Raw genomic sequence first — 19,100 nt, forward strand, 5'->3', positions numbered from 1 at the left:
AGGACAGCGCCGGAGATCGCCCGCCAGTTCCCCGGACTGGACGTGCTGTTCGTCGGAGCCGGCACCACCGGGACCCTGATGGGCTGCGCGCGCTACTTCCGGGAGCGGCAGCGGCCGGTGCATGTCGTCGCCGTGGACAGCGTCGGTTCGGTGGCCTTCGGCGGTGAGCCGGGCCGCCGGATGATCCCGGGCCTCGGCATGAGCATCCGTCCCCCGCTGCTCGACGAGTCCTATGTGGACGAGGTGATACGCGTCGAGGAGGCGGACACCATCCGTACCTGCCACCGTCTGGCCAGGCACGGATTCCTGTTCGGCGGCTCCACCGGCACGGTCGTCAGCGCCGCGATGGGCTGGCTCGCCCAGCACGACACGCGTGAACTCACCGCGGTGGCCCTTGCCCCGGACCTGGGCGATCGCTACCTCGACACCATCTACCAGGTCAACTGGCTGCAGGACCTCTACGGCAAGGACGTCCTCAACTCCGACGATTCGGCCACCGGTTCCTGGGCGGCCTCCCCCGCGCGGCAGGGCCAGCGGCCGGACCTGCAGACCGGCGACCACGGTGGCAACCTGCGCCATCAGCTCCAGGATCGCAAGACCTAGGCGACTGATCCCGGTCAGTGGCCGCAGGCGGTCGGTGACCGGGGGTGATCGGAGAGGGCCAAACCGACCGGCTGCCCGGTCTCACCGTGCTCGTCGGCCGACCGCTCGCGGACACCGCCACGATCAGCCCGTCCAGTCAGGCGGAACCGCTGGGTGCTGCGGGTGAGGGCCTACGCGGGCCCGATGACCGACGCGTCCCGCCTTTCAGGCGGGACATGCGGGGACTCGCGCACCGTTGAGCGGCGGGGCGGCACCCGAGTCACGGTGCCGCCGGCCCGCGGATCAGCGATCCCGCAGCGTCAGCCGGCAGGATTCCCCGGGTTCGACGGAGACCGCCCGGTCGGGAAGCACGATGGCGATCGGCGAACGGTCGGACGCGGGCACGCTGACCTCGAGCTTTCCGTGCCGCATCCGCAGCCGAACACCCCAGTGCCCTCGGTAGCGAAGGGCGAATCCGTATTCGCTGAGTTCCGGCAGGGGTACGGGGTCCAGCCACAGTGCCCCGGATCGCGTCTCGAGACCGGTCAGTCCGCGTTGTACGAGATCGAGCGTGCCGCCCATGGCGCCGAGGTGTATCCCTTCGCCCGTGGTCCCGCCCTGCAGATCGGCGATGTCACCCTCGAGGGCTTCCCGGCAGTACTTCCACGCCTCGGCGCGTCGCACACGCGCCAGCACACAGCCGTGGACCAGTCCGCTGAGCGTGGATCCGTGGCTGGTGCGCCGCAGGTAGTAGTCGACGGTGTCGCGCCAGGTCTGCTCGTCCAGTTCGTGTCCGAGACGACGGAACAGCTCCTTGAGCTCGTTGGGCGAGAAGAGATAACCGAGCATCAACACATCGGCCTGCTTGGACGCCTGATAGCGGTTGACCGTGTCACCCTCCGCTTCCAGGATCCGGTCGAGTCGGCGGATGTCGCCGTAGCGAGCTGTGTAGGCGTCCCAATTCAGCTCCGCGAGGTCGCCGTAGCCGTCGAACTGGCTGATGACACCGGCGTGGAACGGGACCCGGAGTCTACGGGAGACGTCCTCCCAGCAGTCGAGCTCGGCTCCGTCCAGGCCGGTGCGTTCGAACAGCTCCCGGCGGCGCGGTTCGGGGAGGGCGCGCAGGACGTCCAGGGTGCGGGTGAGCACCCAGGCCGCCGTGACATTGGTGTACGCGTTGTCGTCGAGCCCCGGTTCCTCGGCGCCCGGGTAGGCGTCGTGGTATTCGTCGGGGCCGACGACACCGCGGATCCGGTACCGGCCCAGGCTCTCGTCGTAGGCGGCGGACGACGCCCAGAACCGGGCGATCTGGAGCAGCATCTCCGCACCCTTGGTGTGCAGGAACTCCGTGTCACCGCTGGCTTCGCAGTACTGCCAGACGTTGTACGCGACGGCGGAGCCGACATGGTGCTGGAGCCGGGAGTGATCGGGCAGCCAGCGTCCCGAGTGCGGGTTGAGATGCAGCAGCTGGGTCTCCTCACGGCCGTCGCTGCCGCTCTGCCACGGGTAGAGCGCACCGGTCCGCCCGATGTCGCGTGCGGCCAGGCAGGCCTGTTCCAGCCGCCGGTGGCGATAGCGCAGGAGCGCCCGTGAGACCTCGGGGAAGTGCAGATTGAGATAGGGCAGAACGAACAGCTCGTCCCAGAAGACATGCCCGCGGTATGCCTCGCCGTGCAGCCCCCGGGCCGGGACGCCGACGTCCAGGTCCGCGGTGTGCGGGGAGAGGGTCTGCAGCACATGGAAGAGGTGGAGCCGCAGGATGCGGCCGGCCTCACCCGCGACGTCCAGTGCCGCTCTGCGCCAGAGCAGCCGCCAGGCCGTGCGATGGGAGGACAGCAGCGCGTTGAAGCCCGGGGCCCGGCTCACCCGGTCGACCGAGGAACGCAGCGGGTCACTGATCGCCGGGTCCCGCGAGGTGTGCAGGGCCACGGTCTTGTCGACGGTGGTGGTACGGCCCTGCACCAGCGGGAGTTGCAGGAGCTGTGCGGCACGCAGCTCGGCGAGATGGTCACAGGTCCGGGTGACCGGCCCCTCCACTGTGGTGCGGGACGCCAAACCGATACGAATGCCTGATGTGCTGGTGCGGCAGCGCAGCCACACGGTGTCCGCGGCGCAGGTGCCTGTGCGGACATGGGTCAGGTGGTCGCCGTTCAGCTGCCGGTAGCGGTCCACTCCCGCGTTGGTGACGGCGCCGTCGAGTGCGGCCTCGACCTCGATGTCACCGGACCAGTTCTCGGCCGTGAACTCGGTGCGCAGGGCCGCCAGATGAGGTTGTGCCATGTGTACGAGGCGCAGCTGCCGCACGAGGGTCCTGCGCCCCTGGGCATCCTCGTACCGCACATGCCGCTCCAGGGTGCCGGAGCGCAGGTCCAGGGACAGCCGCTGGTCGAGGAGCGTCACGGTGTCCGGAGTGAACCACGGTGCGGCGTCGTCGCCCGTCCCCGTACGGAATCGCAGCGGCAGCCAGTTGGGCAGGTTGACCATTTCCTCGTTCTCGACCAGGCGCCCCGCCACCTCGGATGTGAGGCGGTTGTAGCAGCCCGCCACATAGGTGCCGGGATAGTGCACGGAGTCCGCGACGCATTCCGGGGCGGCTCCGCGGGTGGCGAAGTAGCCGTTTCCGAGGGTGCACATCGACTCCCTCAGCCGCTCGTCACCGGGGTCGTAGCCCTCGTAGTCCCAGGTCCAGTCCCGCATCGTCAGCCCTTCGCGTCGTCCGCGCCGTCGCTGAGGAGGTCGGCCAGGTCGCGGACGACCAGGTCCACGCCGTGCCGGAGCAGTGCTGCCCCGCTGTCGGGCCCCGGGGTGCGATCCACGCCCACCACCCGGCCGGAACCCCCGCGTCGGTCCGCCTCCACCCCGGCGAGCGCATCCTCGGCCACCGCGGTGCGGCCGGCGGGCGTACCGAGCCGGCGGGCGGCTTCGAGGAAAAGCACCTGGTCGGGCTTACCGGGCAGGCCGAGGCCGGCGTCGCCGCCGTTGGACGCGGCGCCCCTCCGCACGCCGGCATCGGGCAGCCGCATCCCGTCTGCGGCGGGAAACGAGGCGGCGCCGTCCATCCGGGGCCTGCCGTCCACGAACCGCAGACAGTCCTCGCGCGGGTCGAACGGGCACCTCGGACCGGGGTCGGAGGGCGGGTGGTCCCGCGGACAGGTGTCGGAAGCGGTCTTCCAGGCCGCGGCGTGCATCCGCGCGGAGTCGGTGATCACTCCGTCGGGCTCGAAGACCACCGCTTCCACGGCGCTCAATGCGGCAATCAAGGGCTCACACACGCTGAGGTACGACGGCAACGGGGCAGGCGGCGTGATGCAGTGCTGTGTGGGCCAGTCGGCCCAGCTGGAGCCCGAGGTGCCCCTGACGGCGCTCGGCTCCCACGATCAGAAGGTCCGCGTCGCCCGAACGCTCGAGCAGCACCTTGCGGGCCGGACCCTCCACGGTGGCCCGGCTCACCCGGACGGCGGGGTGGTCGCCCGCAGCCCTGCCCAGTGCCTCGTCGAGCAAGGTGGCGGCCCTCATCTCGTGGAGCTTCGCCGCGTCCGAGGCGCGCCGGGCCTGGTCGGCGCTCTCGTGCGCAGGGCGGCGCCATGCGTGTACGGCGTCGAGGCTGCAGCCGCGCGCCTCGGCCTCGCGGAAGGCGAAGCCCACCGCGCCGGAGCCTGCCGTGAGGTCACCGACACCCAGGAGGATCCGCTTGTGGGTACCCGACTGGGCGGCCTTGTCGCCGCGTACGACGATCACCGGGCAGTGGGCACGTGCCGCCACCGCCAGACTCACCGAACCGAGCAGCAGACCTGCGAGGTCCCCGCGGCCACGTGATCCGATGACGAGCGCGAAGGCGCTGTACCCCTCATGCAGCAGTGCGGTCACCGCTTCCTCGGGCAGCACCTCGGTGGACACCTTCACATCCGGGTTGCGCCGACGGACGCGCTCCTCGGCGGTATCGACGATGTTCTCCGCGAGCACCTGTTCGGAGGGGCGGTCGAGGCTGTACGAAGGCGTCTCCCCTTCGTACCGCTCCCAGAGGAACGCGTACACCAGCCGGAGGGGAATTCCATGGCGTGCGGCCTCGTCCACCGCCCAGTCCACAGCCCCGAGGCTGGACTCCGATCCGTCCACGCCCACGACAAGGGGCAGCTCCATCGTCCCCACCACCTTTCATCCGGCTGATTGGAGGCGTTGCTTTTGTCACCGCCCCACAGTGCGCGGGGCGGCGAGGAGGCGCTTCGGCACCCGTACGGGGCATTCGGCCCCACATGCCTCAGTCCCGCGGGCATGCCCCTGGAAAGGCAGGCCACGGCACAGTGCCTCTCTGTCCACTCAACATCCAGGCGGAGTGCCGCGCACCTGCCGGGCTTCCCCCGGAACCGGGCCTCAGTGCCTGCTGCGCCGACAGGGGCGAGGAACCCGGTCGGGAGCCGGCCCGTGCGACGCGCCCGCTTCAGGTGGAGGCTGGAGTGGGAAGCGACACCGCTGCCCGGCGGAGCGTCGTGGATCACCGGTCGTGGATCACCGAGGGAAGTGCTGAGAATGCCGGACAATGAGCCAGGGGACTCGCCCGACCCGCAGTCCAGGCCGACAGGGGGCGACATCGGCCGACGGGTGGCACAGCGCCGTGAGGAGATCGGACTCACCCGTGAGGACGTCGCTCTGCGCGCAGGATCGGCACCCGGATACCTCCAGTACATCGAAGAACGGGCCGTCACACCCGGCATCGGCTTCCTGCTGCGCCTGGCCAACGCCCTCGAAACCACGGTGGCCGACCTGACCGGGGGCGGCACGGATCTGCCGCCGGGAGCCGGCCGGGCGGGGTACCACCCGGAGCTGGTGGAGATGACCGTCGAGGAGTGCCGTGAACAGTTGTCGACGCATGGCGTGGGCAGGGTGGCTGTCTCCACCGCGGACGGACCCGCCATTGTTCCGGTCAACTACCTCGTCATGGACGACATGGTGGCGTACAGAACGGCCCCCGACGCCGTTCCCGCTGCCGCCGCGGACACCGAGGTCGCGTTCGAGGTGGATCACATCGACGATGCGCTGAGTCAGGGCTGGAGCGTTCTCGCGGTCGGCCCCGCACATGTCGTCACCGACCCCGAAGCCCTGCGCCATCTGGAGGAAAAGGCACACACCACCCCATGGGCGGGAGGTGACCGCGACCTGTGGGTGACGATCACGCCCAGCCGCCTCACGGGCCGCCGGATCCACGTCAGGCAGACCCATGCGCCTTCCTCGGGCGCAGACCCGGAGGCTTCCGCGTCCTGACACAGCTGGAGGCAGTGCTCGGCGGGACCGAGCGGTCCGCCGGGACGGGACCTCGCCTGTGGAGCCGTCGGCACGGCATGAAAGCCCGCCGTCGCACGGCGCCGGATCGGGCCAGAGGGTTTCACGGGCTTCATCGGGACACGGGACCGGCCGGCGACGGCTACCCGTGAGCCGCGTCGCGGACGAGAGGCCGTCGCCCGCGGGAGCGGTCGCTCTGAACCTGACTGATCGTCATCACCCCTGCACGTCCGAGGAGTTCGGCGGATACTTCGAGCCCATCAGGTCGATTGTCCCGGACTATTGACTCTGAGTGTGATAGTCGCGATTCTCGTCGCACCGCTTGCACCGGCCATGACAATCCATCCCGGGGACGGACATGGTCCGGACGGCGTCGGCTCCTCGACCGCACCATCCGCTCACCGAAGGCATGAGTGATGACCCTGACTCGACACCCGCACCTCAGACGAAGGCAAAGGCCCATCGCGGTTCTGTCGTTGCTTCTCACCGTGGTGGCCATGGTCCTCGGCACAGCGCCCAGTTCATCGGCCGATTCCGGCTGGTGGACCCCGGCCGCACGGCCCGCGCCCGACTCCCAGATCAATGTCACGGGCGAGCCCTTCAAGGGGACCGACTCCCAGGGCCAGGTACGGGGCTTCGTCGACGCGCACAACCACCTGATGTCCAACGAGGCCTTCGGCGGCCGGCTCATCTGCGGCAAGCCGTTCTCCGAACTGGGCGTCGCCGACGCGCTCAAGGACTGTCCCGAGCACTACCCCGACGGCTCGCTCGCGATCTTCGACTTCATCACCAAGGGCGGGGACGGCAAGCACGACCCCAACGGCTGGCCGACGTTCAAGGACTGGCCCGCGCATGACTCGCTGACCCACCAGCAGAACTACTACGCCTGGGTCGAACGGACCTGGCGCAGCGGCCAGCGGGTGCTCGTCAACGACCTCGTCACCAACGGCGTGATCTGCTCGGTCTACTTCTTCAAGGACCGCAGCTGCGACGAGATGACCTCCATCCGCCTGCAGGCGCAGAAGACGTACGACATGCAGGCCTTCATAGACAAGATGTACGGCGGCCCCGGCAAGGGCTGGTTCAGGATCGTCACCGACTCCGCGCAGGCCCGCGAGGTCATCCAGCAGGGCAAGCTGGCCGTCGTTCTGGGGGTCGAGACCTCCGAGCCGTTCGGCTGCAAGCAGATCCTGGACATCGCGCAGTGCGGCAAGGACGACATCGACCGCGGCCTGGACGAGCTGCACAAGCTGGGCGTACGCAGCATGTTCCTGTGCCACAAGTTCGACAACGCCCTGTGCGGGGTCCGCTTCGACGGAGGCACCCTCGGCACCGCGATCAACGTCGGCCAGTTCCTGTCGACCGGCACCTTCTGGAAGACGGAGAAGTGCGCGGGCCCGCAGCACGACAACCCGATCGGCATCGCGCCGGCGCCCGAGGCGGAGAAGAAACTCCCACAGGGCGTGCAGGTCCCGTCGTACGCCGCGGACGCGCAGTGCAACACCCGCGGCCTCACCGAGCTCGGCGAGTACGCCGTGCGCGGCATGATGAAACGCAAGATGATGCTGGAGATCGACCACATGGGCGTCAAGGCCGCGGGTCAGGCCTTCGACATCCTCGAGTCCGAGTCGTACCCCGGTGTGATCTCCTCGCACAGCTGGATGGACCTCAACTGGACCGAGCGGGTCTACCGTCTCGGCGGCTTCGTCGCCCAGTACATGCACGGCGCCGAGGGGTTCAGCGCGGAGGCGAACCGCACGAAGGCGCTGCGCGACAAGTACAACGTCGGCTATGGCTACGGCACTGACATGAACGGAGTCGGCGGCTGGCCCGGCCCCCGCGGCGCGAACACCCCGAACCCGGTTCGGTACCCCTTCCGCAGCGCCGACGGCAGCGCCGTCATCGACAGACAGACCACCGGCCAGCGCACCTGGGACATCAACACCGACGGCGCAGCGCACTACGGTCTGGTCCCGGACTGGCTGGAGGACATACGGATCGTCGGCGGCAAGGGTGTTGTGGACGACCTCTTCCGGGGCGCCGAGTCCTACCTCGACACCTGGAAGGCGTCCGAGAGCCACAAGGCCGGGGTGAACCTCGCCGCAGGCTCGTCCGCCTCGGCCAGCTCGTCGGAGTGGAGCCTGTTCACGAGTTACGCACCCGACAGGGCCGTGGACGGCAACGGGGGCACCCGCTGGGCGAGCGACTGGAGTGACGACCAGTGGCTCCGGATCGACCTCGGGGCACCGAACCTGATCAAGCGTGTCACCCTCGACTGGGAGCGCGCCTACGGGAAGGCATACCGCATCGAGGTCTCCACCGACGGCACGAACTGGCAGTCTGTGTGGTCCACGACCGCCGGTGACGGCGGCCTGGACACGGCACAGTTCGACGGAACGTCAGCCCGATACGTACGCGTCCACGGGCTGGAGCGCGGCACCAAATGGGGCTACTCCCTCCACGAAGTCGGCGTCTACAGCAGCTGACACCACCGACGGAGCGCCCAGGGGCCGGGGCCGGCCGGATCAGCTCTCCTGATCCGGCCGGCCCCGGCCCCATGCCCCGGTACAAGAACGAAGGGAACCACATGGCACGGATGCCGTCGGCCGAGCGGCGCCGACAGCTGATCGAAGCAGCCATCCGCGCGATGACCCGCGACGGTGTCTCCAGGACGACGACCCGGTCCATCGCCGCGGAGGCAGGCGTCTCACTGAGCGTCTTCCACTACTGCTTCGACTCCAAGCAGGCCCTGCTCGAATCCGTCATCGCGGCGATCACCGATCACTACGTCACGGTGGTGAAGGAGGCGATCCGGCCGAAGGCCACCCTGCGGGAGACCATCCGGGCGGGATTCCAGGCCTACTGGGACCATGTGTCCGCCAACCCGGGGGAGCACATGCTCACTTACGAACTCACGCAGTACGCCCTGCGCCAGCCGGGGTTCGACCATCTGGCACGACGGCAGTACGAGCTGTACTCCGACACCTACACCGAACTGATCGAACAGCTCCGTCGCAGCATGAAGTTCGAACTCCGCGTACCTGTCCCCGTGCTGGCCCGCTATCTGGCCGTCATGACCGACGGACTGACCCTGAACTTCCTCGTTCTCGGCGACGACACAGCGGCGGCGGACATCCTCGACACGATCGCCGACCAGGTCGTGAGCCTCGTCCGCGACGACGTCAAGTCGTCGCCGCCGTCGCACTGACAGTCCCGTGCTGCCGGGCGTCGGGGGTGCCGATGCGCGCGATGAGCAGGGCGATGTCGTCATCGGCGGAGGTGGGGGCGAGATGGCTGAGCAGGGTGTCGCACAGGTCGGCCAGCGGCGTGGTGCCGCTGAGCAGCCGGGTGAGTTCGGTCAGACGTTCGTCGATGTCGCGGCCCCGGGCTTCGATGAGGCCGTCGGTGTACAGGACGAGAAGGCTGCCCGGGGACAGGGCCACCTCGGTAGTGGTGAACTCGACGCCTCCGACGCCCAGCGGTACCCCCGTAGGCAACCGCAGCAGGTGCGCGGTGCCGTCGGGGGCGACGACGGCGGGCGGCGGGTGACCGGCGCAAGTGACCTGGCAGCTGCCCGTGCGCGGGTCGCAGACGGCGTAGAGGAAGGTGGCAAGCAGCGGGTCGGAGAGGTCGGCCAGGGCGGCCTCCATGTGGTGCAGGAGCTCGACGGCGGGAAGGTCGAGACGGGCCAGCGCCCGCACGGAGCTGGACAACCGCCCCATGACGGCTGCGGCAGCGGTGCCGTGGCCCATCACGTCCCCGATCAGCAACGCGGCCTTCCCGTCACGGAGCGCGATGACGTCGTACCAGTCGCCGCCGACCTCGTTGACGTCACTGGCCGGCAGGTAACGGTGGGCGATCTCGAACCCCGGCGGCGGCGTCACATGCTGCGGCAGCATGCTGCGTTGCAGGATCACAGCGGTGTCATGCTCCCGGCTGTACATGCGGGCGTTGTCGACGCACACCGCCGCACGGGCGGCCAAATCGCCGGCCAGCGCGACATCGGCGGAATCGAAGGGTCTGGCCGTGCCGACGCGGCAGAAGGACGCCACGCCCAGCACCACGCCACGGGCGAGCATGGGCGCCATCATGAACGAGTGCACGCCCATCTGCAGCAGCTGTTCGGGCTTGTCGGTGTGGCGGGCCGCACCCGCTACCGCCCTGTTGTCCAACTGGGCGATCAGAAAGGGCTGCCGTTGGACGAGGGCCTGGGTGTAGGGGGCGGTAGCCGGGAATGACAGAGTCCGGCCCAGCGGAGCCAGCACATCGGCGACCGGCGAGCCGCTGAGAGGCGCCTTGCCCAGGCGGCGCAGCGTGGCGCCACCGACCAGCCCGACGCCGGGTGCGGCTCCGGCGGCGACTGTTTCGAGCACATCGACGATGACCACGTCGGCCAGGTCCGGCACCGCCACTTCGGCCAGCTCCTGCGCGGTGCGTTCCAGCTCCAGTGTCGTTCCGATCCGGACGCTGGCGTCGTTCAGCAGAGCGAGCCTGCGGCGGCCGGCTTCCGCCTCTGCCTGGGCCTGCTCCTGGGCAGTGATGTCGATGATCGACGCGGTGACCCCGATCGGCCGGCCGTGGGCATCCTCCAGACGGACGAACGAGCACGACCACACCAGGTCGCGGTCCGGGTCGGCCGGTGTCCGTCCGATGCGGCGGAAGTCCAGCACTGCCTCCCCGCTCGCCAGGACCCGGCGCATCACCTCCTCCATCTCCCCGGTATTCGCCTCCGGCAGCACCTGTGCCAGACGACGGCCCACATGAGCCGCCTCCCGGACCCCGTTCATCGCCTGCAAGGCCGGGTTGACCTGCAAGAACCGAAGTTGCGTGTCAAACACCGCGATCCCTACCGGAGAGCGGGCGAACAACCCGTCCCACACCGCCGACGCCCCGCGCACCCGGCGGGCACCGGCGGCGTCGGCCGCGAAAACCAGCACCCCAGGGCTGCGATCACCGCCCGGGACCGGACATGCCCAGATCTCCAGCTCCAGCGGGTGCCCATCCCGGTGCCACGCCGTGACCACCCCCATCACACCGTGCCCCGCGGCAGCCGCCTCCCACAGAGACCGGCCAAGGCTCCGGTCAGCGCCCGGATGCATCAGCTCCACCACATGCCGGCCGACAACCTCCGGCGCCCGGTAACCCAGAAGCTCCTGCGCCACCGGATCCCACCGCACGATCCGGCCGTCGGCTCCGGTTGCCACCAGCGCCACCGGCAGCACACCCAGCCACCCGCCGGCACCTGTGCCCGCACCAGCGGAGTCGGTCAGCTCCTCGATCGGCATGTCATCGCTCATCGCCGGACCTCACGCCAGCAGGGGACCCTCCCAGTATCAGCCTCCGCACGCGGCAGGGCACGGACGGAGAGCCGAAAGACCTGCTCCTGTCCCGCGTGCGGCCAACCCCGATCGGCCCGGAGCCCGTTTCGATACGCTGCATGGGCTCGGCATCCACACCTCACAGCGGTATACGCAGGATTTCTCCCCGTACTCACCGGAGTCTTGAGATGTACGTCCGCCGGATCGTTCCCAATGTCCAGTCGGAAGCTCTTGAGGAGAGCTCAGAGTTCTACAGCCTTCTGGGGTTCGAGGAAGTCATGAACCTCGGGTGGATCATGACGCTTGCCTCCACCGACAACCCAGCGGTCCAGGTGAGCCTGATGACCAGCGACAAGACGGCCGCCGTCGCGCCGGACATGAGCATCGAGGTCGAGGACGTGGACGCGGCCTACGCCACCATGCGGAAGCGCGGTATGGAGATCGTCCACCCGCTCACCGACGAGGAGTGGGGAGTCCGCCGCTTCTTCGTCCGCGACCCGAACGGCCTTGTGGTAAACGTCCTCAGCCACAGCTGAGGGGCGGGTGCTCGGAACCCGGCTTCCCGGGGGCGACAAGCCCGGCCGGGAGCCCGCAGACAGCCCGCGGGCATCCGCGTACGGTCCGGGCTGTGAGGGGCGGCAGGCCAGCGGGCGGGCGCCCCGCTCGACCGCGGCCCTCTCCACGTCGTGCCGGAGGCGGACGACGTCGGGGTCCTTCGGACTGAGGACGTCCAGGCCGGCCGGCGCCGGCCGACCTGGACGTGATGATCAGACGGCGTCGAACCGGTCGAGGTTCATCACCTTGTCCCAGGCGGCGACGAAGTCGTTGACGAACTTCTCCTTCGCGTCGTCGCTCGCGTAGACCTCCGCGAGCGCGCGCAGCTCGGAGTTCGACCCGAAGACGAGGTCGGCGCGAGTGCCGGTCCACTTGACCTCGCCCGTGGCGGCGTCGCGGCCCTCGAATGTGTTCGCGTCCTCGGACGTCGCCTTCCACGTCGTGCCCAGGTCGAGCAGGTTGACGAAGAAGTCGTTGGTCAGAGACCCGGGGGTCGTGGTGAGGACGCCGTGCGGCGACTGCTGGTGGTTCGCGCCCAGGACGCGGAGGCCACCGACGAGGGCGGTCATCTCGGGGGCGCTCAGGGTCAGCAGGTTCGCCCGGTCGAGCAGCAGGTACTCGGCCGGCAGCCGGTTGCCCTTCCCGAGGTAGTTGCGGAATCCGTCGGCGGTCGGCTCGAGCGCGGCGAACGACTCCACGTCGGTCTGCTCCTGCGAAGCGTCCGCGCGGCCCGGCGTGAAGGGCACCCGGACGTCGAAGCCGGCGTCCTTGGCGGCCTGTTCGACGGCAGCAGCACCGGCGAGCACGATCAGGTCGGCGAGCGAGACCTGCTTGCCGCCCGTCCGGGCGGCGTTGAAGGTCTGCTGGATCCCCTCCAGGGCGCGCAGCACCGTCGCCAGCTGGTCGGGGTCGTTGACCTCCCACCCGCTCTGCGGCTGGAGGCGGATGCGCGCGCCGTTGGCGCCGCCGCGCTTGTCGCTGCCACGGAAGGACGAGGCCGACGCCCACGCGGCGGACACGAGTTGGGACACCGAGAGGCCCTGGCCAAGGATCTGGCCCTTGAGGGAGGCGATGTCCTCGGCGTCGATGAGCTCGTGCGTGGCGGCGGGGAGCGGGTCCTGCCACAGCAGCGTCTCGGTGGGCACCTCGGGGCCGAGGTAGCGCACGATCGGGCCCATGTCACGGTGGGTCAGCTTGAACCACGCGCGGGCGAAGGCGTCCGCGAAGGCGTCGGGGTTCTCGAGGAAGCGCCGCGAGATCTGCTCGTAGGCCGGGTCGAACCGGAGCGAGAGGTCGGTCGTCAGCATCGTCGGGGCGTGGCTCTTCGACGCGTCATGGGCGTCGGGGACGGTGCTTGCCCCGGCGCCGTCCTTCGGCCTCCACTGGTGCGCACCGGCGGGGCTCTTGAACTGCTCCCACTCGTAGCCGAACAGGATCTCGAAGAAGCTGTTGTCCCACGTGATCGGGGTGTTCGTCCAGATACCCTCGAGACCGCTGGTGATCGTGTCGCCACCCTTGCCGGTGCCGTAGGTGTTCTTCCAGCCGAGGCCCTGGGCCTCGATCGGGGCGGCCTCGGGGTCTTCGCCCACACTGTCCGCAGGGCCGGCACCGTGGGTCTTGCCGAAGGTGTGACCGCCCGCGATCAGGGCGACCGTCTCCTCGTCGTTCATCGCCATCCGGCGGAACGTCTCACGGATGTCGCGGGCCGCGGCGAGCGGGTCCGGGTTGCCGTTCGGACCCTCCGGGTTGACGTAGATCAGGCCCATCTGGACCGCGCCGAGGGGGTTCTCCAGCTCGCGGTCGCCGGTGTACCGCTCGTCGTCCAGCCAGGTGGTCTCGGGGCCCCAGTAGACGTCCTCGTCGGGCTCCCAGACGTCCGCGCGACCGCCGCCGAAGCCGAAGGTCTCGAAGCCCATCGACTCCAGGGCGACGTTGCCCGCGAGGACCATGAGGTCGGCCCACGAGATGTTCTGGCCGTACTTCTTCTTGACCGGCCACAGCAGGCGGCGGGCCTTGTCGAGGTTCCCGTTGTCCGGCCAGCTGTTGAGGGGGGCGAAGCGCTGCTGGCCGGCCCCGGCACCGCCGCGGCCGTCGCTGATCCGGTAGGTGCCGGCACTGTGCCACGCCATCCGGATCATGAACGGGCCGTAGTGGCCGAAGTCGGCGGGCCACCAGTCCTGCGAGGTCGTCAGCACCTCCGCGATGTCCTGCTTCACGGTCGGGAGGTCGAGGGTCCTGAACGCCTCGGCGTAGTCGAACTCCTCGCCGAGGGGGTTGGCCACGGCGGGGTTCTTGGCGAGGATCTTCAGGTTGAGCCGCTCCGGCCACCACTGGCGGTTCCCGCCGCCCTGCGTCGGGTGCGGGGCCCGCCCGTGCGCAACCGGGCAACCACCTTCGCCCTCCGTTTTCGCGTCTACGACGATTGCATCATGGTTCTCAGACATGGGAATCCTTCCGGAGTGGGCGGATCACGGTGCTCAGGAACTGCGGGCGGTGGAACAGCCGGGGCACAGGCCCCAGTAGATGACGTCGGCCTCGTCGACCGAGAGCCGTGGTCGTCGGACGCGGTCGGGCAGGGGCCCCGCCGACCGCGCGTCCGACATCAGCGACGACACCGTACGACCGGCACATGACGTGGTGGTGGTTGTTCCCGACGCGTCCCTCGAACCGGGCAGGGCTGCCGGCCGGTTCGAGGCGGGGAGCGGGCCCCGTCGCGGTGAGGGCGCGGAGGGCCTCACAGTTGACTTGAAGGGCGAGATGGCCCGGACGATCGCGTGGGGCGATATGGCCCACGCGATCGCACCGCACGAAGTCGATCGCCTCGACGCCGAGGTGGTCACCGTCCCGGACGGTCTCGGGCAGCGTGAGGCGGGCGGCCGTCACACGCAGGCCGACACCGTGCGACCCCTCGGCGATGGTCCCGTCACGTCTCTGTCTCATGCCGGATCTGGAGTCTTCCTGTCCATTGGCTATCACCGGAACTGATCCTATGATGGATAGAATCCAAGTCAAGAAGCGCGCCAAACTCATATTCAATAGGAACCCGGACAAGCACTGGTAATCTCCGGGTATCCCACCGAACCCGAATAGGTGAACCGAAATGAGTGACCTGCTGGAGCGACTGCGAGGGCGTGGCTGGCGGATGACCTCCCAGCGGCGTGTCGTTGCGGAGGTCCTCGACGGCGACCACGTGCACCTCACGGCCGACGAGGTGCACACCCGCGCGGCGCAGCTGCTGCCTGAGATCTCCCGGGCGACCGTCTACAACACCCTGGGCGAGCTCGTCTCCCTCGGTGAGGTCATCGAGGTCTCCACCCACGGCCGCGCCAAGCGCTACGACCCCAACGCACACCACCCGCACCAGCACCTGGTGTGCTCCAGCTGCGGCACCATCCGCGATGTCCACCCGACCGGCAATCCGCTGGCCGGCCTCCCGGCGGTGGAGCGGTTCGGCTTTACGGTGTCCGAGGTCGAGGTCACCTACCGCGGGCTGTGCCCCGCCTGCGCCTGACGAGCTCGCGCCTGGTCGGCGGTGGCACGTCGGGAAGTGCGCTCCTCGGTCGCCGAAGCCCCGCTCGGCCGCCATTGTGGCGGCTTCGCCGGGCTGAACAGGCCGTTGTTCGGTGAACAGGTCGACGTCCTGCAGGTAATGCGCCCGCATCGCGCGCTTGGCACCGCGGCGCCGGCCGCGACTCCCCGACGCGGCCGGAGGCGTCGAGGCTCTGCCGAGGCCCGCGCTGACCCTGGGTCCGACGTGCTCAGCCGAGCTGGGCCGTCACCCTGTCCGATGCGTGTGTGCCGCCCAGTCCAGGATCTGCACTGCCGCCCCGGCGGCCTCCAACCCCTGGCAGTGTGCGTGGTGCCTGCGGGCGATGCCGTCGAGGTCGAGGTGGGAGCCGAAGGCGGGGTGGGCGGCCAGTCGCCGTGCGTAGGACCACAGGTGCGGATGGTCGGCAATGCGGCGCACTGCGGCGGCATCCAGGTGCCAGCGGTGCACGGTGTCGAGGCGCACCAGGGTCACCCACAACTGCACATCGGCAGCGGTCAGTTCGTCGCCCAGCACGCAGTCCTGATGGGTGAGCCGCCGCTCCAGTGAATCCAGTACGCGGAGTAGGGAGCCAAGGGCGGTGTCACGCGCCCTGCGGTCGGTGCCGGCCTGCCCGGCGCACTGTGCGGCTTCATTGATGCCCTGCTCGCACAGACGTCCGACGGCCGCGATCTCCGCTTCCGCACCGTGCGGGTACAGCGTGGGGCAGTCGGAGCTATGGCCGCCGAATCGTCGGTCCAGGTCGCGCAGGATGTCGAGGGTGTATGTGCTGACGATCCGTCCTGTCCATTCGTCGCTGAGCACTGGTGCCGCGGCCGCTCCGGGGTACCGGTGCGAACTGGCCTCGTACAGCCCGCGCAGCGTGGAGTGTCCACCGTCGGGTCCGTCGGGCACGGGCGACAGCCGCGTCACCGGGAGGATGTCGTCGAGGCCGAGCAAACCGTGTGTCACGGCGATCCGCAGACAGTGCGGGCAGGACAGCGAGAGGTGGAGGCGGTAGCGGCGCGGGGCGGCGTAGTGGCCGCTGCGCGCGTCACGGCCGATCCTGCCCCGGAACGGCGGCAGGGGCAGCGCGGACGGCACGGCTGTCAGGGGTGTGGCGGACATGGCTCTCCCCGGGTTCTGGTTCGCAGACGCACGGCGGGCGTCGGGTGATGGGCGCGCGACATCGACGCGTACTCGTACGCGGCGGCGGGTATGCGGGTGCCGACGGTCAGCGCAGAGGGCTTGCCGCGCTGCAGACACGCAGCAGATCAATGTGGCGGCGGGAGGTCAGCAGGGGAGTCAGCCGACGCATGCGAACCGCACGGTCGGTGGCCGACTCCAGACGCCCCATCATTTCCCACCCATTCACCAGGGATCCTGGTACGGAGTGTGGAGCGGCCTTCGGGCACCGTCAAGAGGGCCTTCCCGTATCTCGCCGGGCGCGAGCGTTGGCCCACCTCGGCCCGCAACTCGGCCAGGCAATGCGGCATCCGGCCCGTTCCGGGTTCTACGGTCACCAGCACCTCCGGATCGAACATGTCCAGCAGGACGGCCGCCGCTCTGCCGACAAGACGCGCCCTCCTGCGGAACAATGCGACCGCGGTCGGATCGCCGCCCACCGCCAGTTGCAGCAGCGCCACGAACGTCGGTACGTGCAGGCCCTGTTCGGCCGCCTGCCGCACCAGCGCCGGTTCTGACACCTCGGACTGGAGGCAGCCCCAGCACGGGCAGGCACACGAGGGAACCCGCCCGATGGCCGGGGACGTGTGGATGGCTCCGGCATGCGGTGCCGGTCAGCTACACAGCGCGGCGGCGACACGCATCAGATCGACGGCTCGCCGCCGAGTGAACCGCGGGAAGATCCACATGCCGGCGAAGCTATCCAGGCACCGATCCCCCGTCAACAGGTGGTAGTTGGCAGACCCACTTCTGCAACGACAGCTTCGCGTCGCCGCCATGCGGCCGTTACGTGACCGACTCCGGTTCACTGATGAATGCCGGTGCTGTTTCTCCCCGCAGTCGCCATGTCATCCTCGAACTCCGGGAGTCTCGGCGTTGCTGACGTCGGCACATGAGGAAACGTTGGCCGAAGCTCACTGCGGTCCCGCTCCAACCCGGCGACCGAAACCCCATGCCGGCTCATTGTCACCGCCCGGCACAAAACCCGGCAAGTGGCGCTGACCGTGCCCACGCCGGGAGTCCCGCACCGGCAGCGCAGTCGAAGCCGGGCGCTCAGCGAACGACGGCCCGCAACGCTCCAAACGATGCGCGATGTCAGTCCGCCGCCGGGCCGTCCGTCGTGTCCGTCGACGTCCGATGGGCGGGCCACGCGTTGAGGGCGCCTGCCAGCTGCGCGCGCGAACGGACGTCCAGTTTCTGGTAGATACGGGTGAGCCGCGCCTCGACCGTCTTCACGCTGAGGTACAGCTTCGCCGCCGCCTCCTGGTTGCTGGCCCCGACGCCGACCAGCAGCGCGAGCCGCAGCTCCGCCTCCGTGAGCAGGGACACGGCGCCGCCGCGGGCCGGGTCGGGTTCGGTCGTACGGGACGGTGTCTCCGTCACCAGTGCCAGCCAGGGCGACGCACCGGCCCTTTCGAAGACCGCGGCCGCGGCCTGCAGCGCGTTCTGCGCGGCCGACCGTCTTCGGCGGCGGCGTTCGACCCGGGCGAGGGCGATCAGCGCCCGCCCACGTGCCAGCGGCAGTCCCGCCGCCGCGAAGCGATCGGCGGTCGCCGTCAGCAGCCCCGCCGCCTCCTCGGGCTTTCCGGCCGCCGCCAGATACAGGGCGTACGCCCGGTCGCAGCCGAGCAGCACCGTTGCGCGGCCCAGGCGTTCGGCGACGGGTCGCACATCGGCAAGCAGGGCCGCGGCCTCCTCCGGAGCGTCGTTCGCGATCAGCGCCTCGGCCAGCTCCTCGTGCCAGCGAAGCATGGAGGGGTCGACGGTCGACTGGGCGCGTTCACCGGACTGCACCCGGCGCAGGGTCTCCAGGGCGTTCGCCACATCCCCGGTCACGAGCTGGACCCGGCCGAGTGCGTACAGACTGCGGGAGAGGAAGACATGGTCGCCCTCTTCCTCGGATGCCTGAACACTGCGCCGGGCATAGCTCGCGGCGCGCGCGAAACTGCCGCCGGCGCTCTCCGCGAGAGCCAGCGTGTACCAGGCGGGCCCCGGCGAGAGACCAGCCTCCAGCGTCAGGGCGAGCGAGCGACCGGCGTGCGCGAGCGACGCCGCGCACTGGCCCTGCCGGGCCTCGATCTCCGCGAGCGTATGGAACAGCTCGATGGCGTCCTCCACCGGGCCACGGCGCTCGACCAGCGGCAGCAGGGCGTTGAGCTGGTCGCGGGCGTCGGTGAGCCGGTCGTCGAACAGTGCATGACGGATCGTCAGAATCTGTGCGGCGTTACGGATGCCCAGCGGCCGCTCGACCATCTCGAGGGCTCGGGCCTCGGTGAGGACCCGCTCCGCGTCCGGCGAGCCGAGTACGCGGTCCATGCGCGCCTGGACGGTCAGCGCCGTGGCCGCCGTCCTGCGGTCGCCGACCGATCCGGCCAGCGCGGCGGATTCGACGGCGGCGGCCCGGGAGCGTACGGGATCACCGTCGGCCAGTACGTGTTTCACCGCCAGCCGGAGCTGGACGGCCGCCCGCAGCGCCGTGTCGCCCTCGGAGTCCTCCATGGCGTGGACATAGATCTCGTCGAGGCCGGTCAGTCCCTGCCCGGCCGTGTCCAGCACGGCGAGCCGCGCGCGAACCCGGTCGGCGGGCGCGGCGTCGCGGGCGAGGAGATCGGTCGCGGCGCGCATCGCAAGGTCCGCGCGAGCCGCGCGGGCGGCTT

At 69.8% G+C, this 19,100-nt stretch carries 16 protein-coding genes and 1 pseudogene; 7 read left to right on the top strand and 10 right to left on the bottom strand.

The features are described from left to right. A partial coding sequence (locus ACWDZ6_RS32065; protein WP_451505630.1) for a pyridoxal-phosphate dependent enzyme occupies positions 1-603 on the top strand: 603 nt, incomplete at its 5' end. Between the two features lie 282 nt (positions 604-885). Here ACWDZ6_RS32065 and ACWDZ6_RS32070 read toward each other — a convergent pair. From ACWDZ6_RS32070 to ACWDZ6_RS32080, 3 genes are read right to left on the bottom strand one after another with little or no spacing between them, the layout of a single operon-like run. Further along, entirely contained in the window at positions 886-3,279 is a 2,394-nt protein-coding gene (locus ACWDZ6_RS32070) for a glycoside hydrolase family 65 protein (protein ID WP_451505631.1), read from the bottom strand. Between the two features lie 2 nt (positions 3,280-3,281). Beyond that, complete coding sequence (locus tag ACWDZ6_RS32075; RefSeq protein WP_451505642.1) at positions 3,282-3,821, bottom strand: hydrolase; 540 nt, start codon at positions 3,819-3,821, stop codon at positions 3,282-3,284. Between the two features lie 25 nt (positions 3,822-3,846). Beyond that, complete coding sequence (locus ACWDZ6_RS32080) at positions 3,847-4,722, bottom strand: universal stress protein (protein ID WP_451505632.1); 876 nt, start codon at positions 4,720-4,722, stop codon at positions 3,847-3,849. 387 nt (positions 4,723-5,109) lie between these two features. On the opposite strand from ACWDZ6_RS32080, the gene ACWDZ6_RS32085 reads away from it, so the two are divergent. From ACWDZ6_RS32085 to ACWDZ6_RS32095, 3 genes are all read left to right on the top strand, one after another. Then, complete coding sequence (locus ACWDZ6_RS32085; protein WP_366732399.1) at positions 5,110-5,841, top strand: helix-turn-helix domain-containing protein; 732 nt, start codon at positions 5,110-5,112, stop codon at positions 5,839-5,841. A gap of 434 nt (positions 5,842-6,275) precedes the next feature. Continuing rightward, the gene (locus ACWDZ6_RS32090; RefSeq protein WP_451505633.1) at positions 6,276-8,345 is read left to right on the top strand and encodes a discoidin domain-containing protein; all 2,070 of its coding nucleotides are present in this window, start codon (positions 6,276-6,278) and stop codon (positions 8,343-8,345) included. 101 nt (positions 8,346-8,446) lie between these two features. Continuing rightward, entirely contained in the window at positions 8,447-9,067 is a 621-nt protein-coding gene (locus ACWDZ6_RS32095) for a TetR/AcrR family transcriptional regulator (protein WP_451505634.1), read from the top strand. Here ACWDZ6_RS32095 and ACWDZ6_RS32100 read toward each other — a convergent pair. Next, on the bottom strand, positions 9,042-11,156 hold the full coding sequence (locus ACWDZ6_RS32100) for a SpoIIE family protein phosphatase (RefSeq protein WP_451505635.1): 2,115 nt from the start codon (positions 11,154-11,156) through the stop codon (positions 9,042-9,044). The genes ACWDZ6_RS32095 and ACWDZ6_RS32100 overlap by 26 nt on opposite strands. Positions 11,157-11,365: 209 nt before the next feature. Here ACWDZ6_RS32100 and ACWDZ6_RS32105 point away from each other — a divergent pair, with 209 nt between their 5' ends. After that, positions 11,366-11,713, top strand: coding sequence for a VOC family protein (locus ACWDZ6_RS32105; protein ID WP_451505636.1), 348 nt, complete (start codon positions 11,366-11,368; stop codon positions 11,711-11,713). Positions 11,714-11,944: 231 nt separating this feature from the next. On the opposite strand, the gene katG is transcribed toward ACWDZ6_RS32105, so the two are convergent. After that, complete coding sequence (katG, locus tag ACWDZ6_RS32110; protein ID WP_451505637.1) at positions 11,945-14,176, bottom strand: catalase/peroxidase HPI; 2,232 nt, start codon at positions 14,174-14,176, stop codon at positions 11,945-11,947. 33 nt (positions 14,177-14,209) lie between these two features. Then, positions 14,210-14,594, bottom strand: a pseudogene (locus ACWDZ6_RS32115) (transcriptional repressor). On the opposite strand from ACWDZ6_RS32115, the gene ACWDZ6_RS32120 reads away from it, so the two are divergent. Continuing rightward, positions 14,478-14,717, top strand: coding sequence for a hypothetical protein (locus ACWDZ6_RS32120; RefSeq protein WP_451505644.1), 240 nt, complete (start codon positions 14,478-14,480; stop codon positions 14,715-14,717). The pseudogene ACWDZ6_RS32115 and the gene ACWDZ6_RS32120 sit on opposite strands and share 117 nt — an antisense overlap. Positions 14,718-14,832: 115 nt before the next feature. Beyond that, positions 14,833-15,243, top strand: coding sequence for a Fur family transcriptional regulator (locus tag ACWDZ6_RS32125; protein WP_451505638.1), 411 nt, complete (start codon positions 14,833-14,835; stop codon positions 15,241-15,243). A 264-nt stretch (positions 15,244-15,507) separates the two neighbouring features. On the opposite strand, the gene ACWDZ6_RS32130 is transcribed toward ACWDZ6_RS32125, so the two are convergent. The 4 genes from ACWDZ6_RS32130 to ACWDZ6_RS32145 all read right to left on the bottom strand — a co-directional run. Then, complete coding sequence (locus ACWDZ6_RS32130) at positions 15,508-16,386, bottom strand: glutathione S-transferase C-terminal domain-containing protein (RefSeq protein ID WP_451505639.1); 879 nt, start codon at positions 16,384-16,386, stop codon at positions 15,508-15,510. 146 nt (positions 16,387-16,532) lie between these two features. Continuing rightward, positions 16,533-17,036, bottom strand: a complete 504-nt coding sequence (locus tag ACWDZ6_RS32135; protein WP_451505643.1) for an ROK family protein — start codon at positions 17,034-17,036, stop codon at positions 16,533-16,535. A 21-nt stretch (positions 17,037-17,057) separates the two neighbouring features. Next, a complete protein-coding gene (locus tag ACWDZ6_RS32140; RefSeq protein WP_451505640.1) occupies positions 17,058-17,222 on the bottom strand; it encodes a putative leader peptide in 165 nt (54 codons plus the stop codon). A gap of 316 nt (positions 17,223-17,538) precedes the next feature. Next, positions 17,539-19,100 (bottom strand): helix-turn-helix transcriptional regulator (locus ACWDZ6_RS32145; RefSeq protein WP_451505641.1); only part of this gene is annotated, 1,562 nt, incomplete at its 5' end.

The sequence above is a fragment of the Streptomyces sp. NPDC002926 genome, from assembly GCF_053591755.1.

Coding starts and splice junctions, on each gene's coding strand:
- ACWDZ6_RS32070 (WP_451505631.1), bottom strand. CDS start 3,279: ATGCGGGACTGGACCTGGGACTACGAGGGCTACGACCCCGGTGACGAG.
- ACWDZ6_RS32080 (WP_451505632.1), bottom strand. CDS start 4,722: ATGGAGCTGCCCCTTGTCGTGGGCGTGGACGGATCGGAGTCCAGCCTC.
- ACWDZ6_RS32085 (WP_366732399.1), top strand. CDS start 5,110: ATGCCGGACAATGAGCCAGGGGACTCGCCCGACCCGCAGTCCAGGCCG.
- ACWDZ6_RS32090 (WP_451505633.1), top strand. CDS start 6,276: ATGACCCTGACTCGACACCCGCACCTCAGACGAAGGCAAAGGCCCATC.
- ACWDZ6_RS32095 (WP_451505634.1), top strand. CDS start 8,447: ATGGCACGGATGCCGTCGGCCGAGCGGCGCCGACAGCTGATCGAAGCA.
- ACWDZ6_RS32100 (WP_451505635.1), bottom strand. CDS start 11,156: ATGAGCGATGACATGCCGATCGAGGAGCTGACCGACTCCGCTGGTGCG.
- ACWDZ6_RS32105 (WP_451505636.1), top strand. CDS start 11,366: ATGTACGTCCGCCGGATCGTTCCCAATGTCCAGTCGGAAGCTCTTGAG.
- katG (WP_451505637.1), bottom strand. CDS start 14,176: ATGTCTGAGAACCATGATGCAATCGTCGTAGACGCGAAAACGGAGGGC.
- ACWDZ6_RS32125 (WP_451505638.1), top strand. CDS start 14,833: ATGAGTGACCTGCTGGAGCGACTGCGAGGGCGTGGCTGGCGGATGACC.
- ACWDZ6_RS32130 (WP_451505639.1), bottom strand. CDS start 16,386: ATGTCCGCCACACCCCTGACAGCCGTGCCGTCCGCGCTGCCCCTGCCG.
- ACWDZ6_RS32140 (WP_451505640.1), bottom strand. CDS start 17,222: ATGGCGGCGACGCGAAGCTGTCGTTGCAGAAGTGGGTCTGCCAACTAC.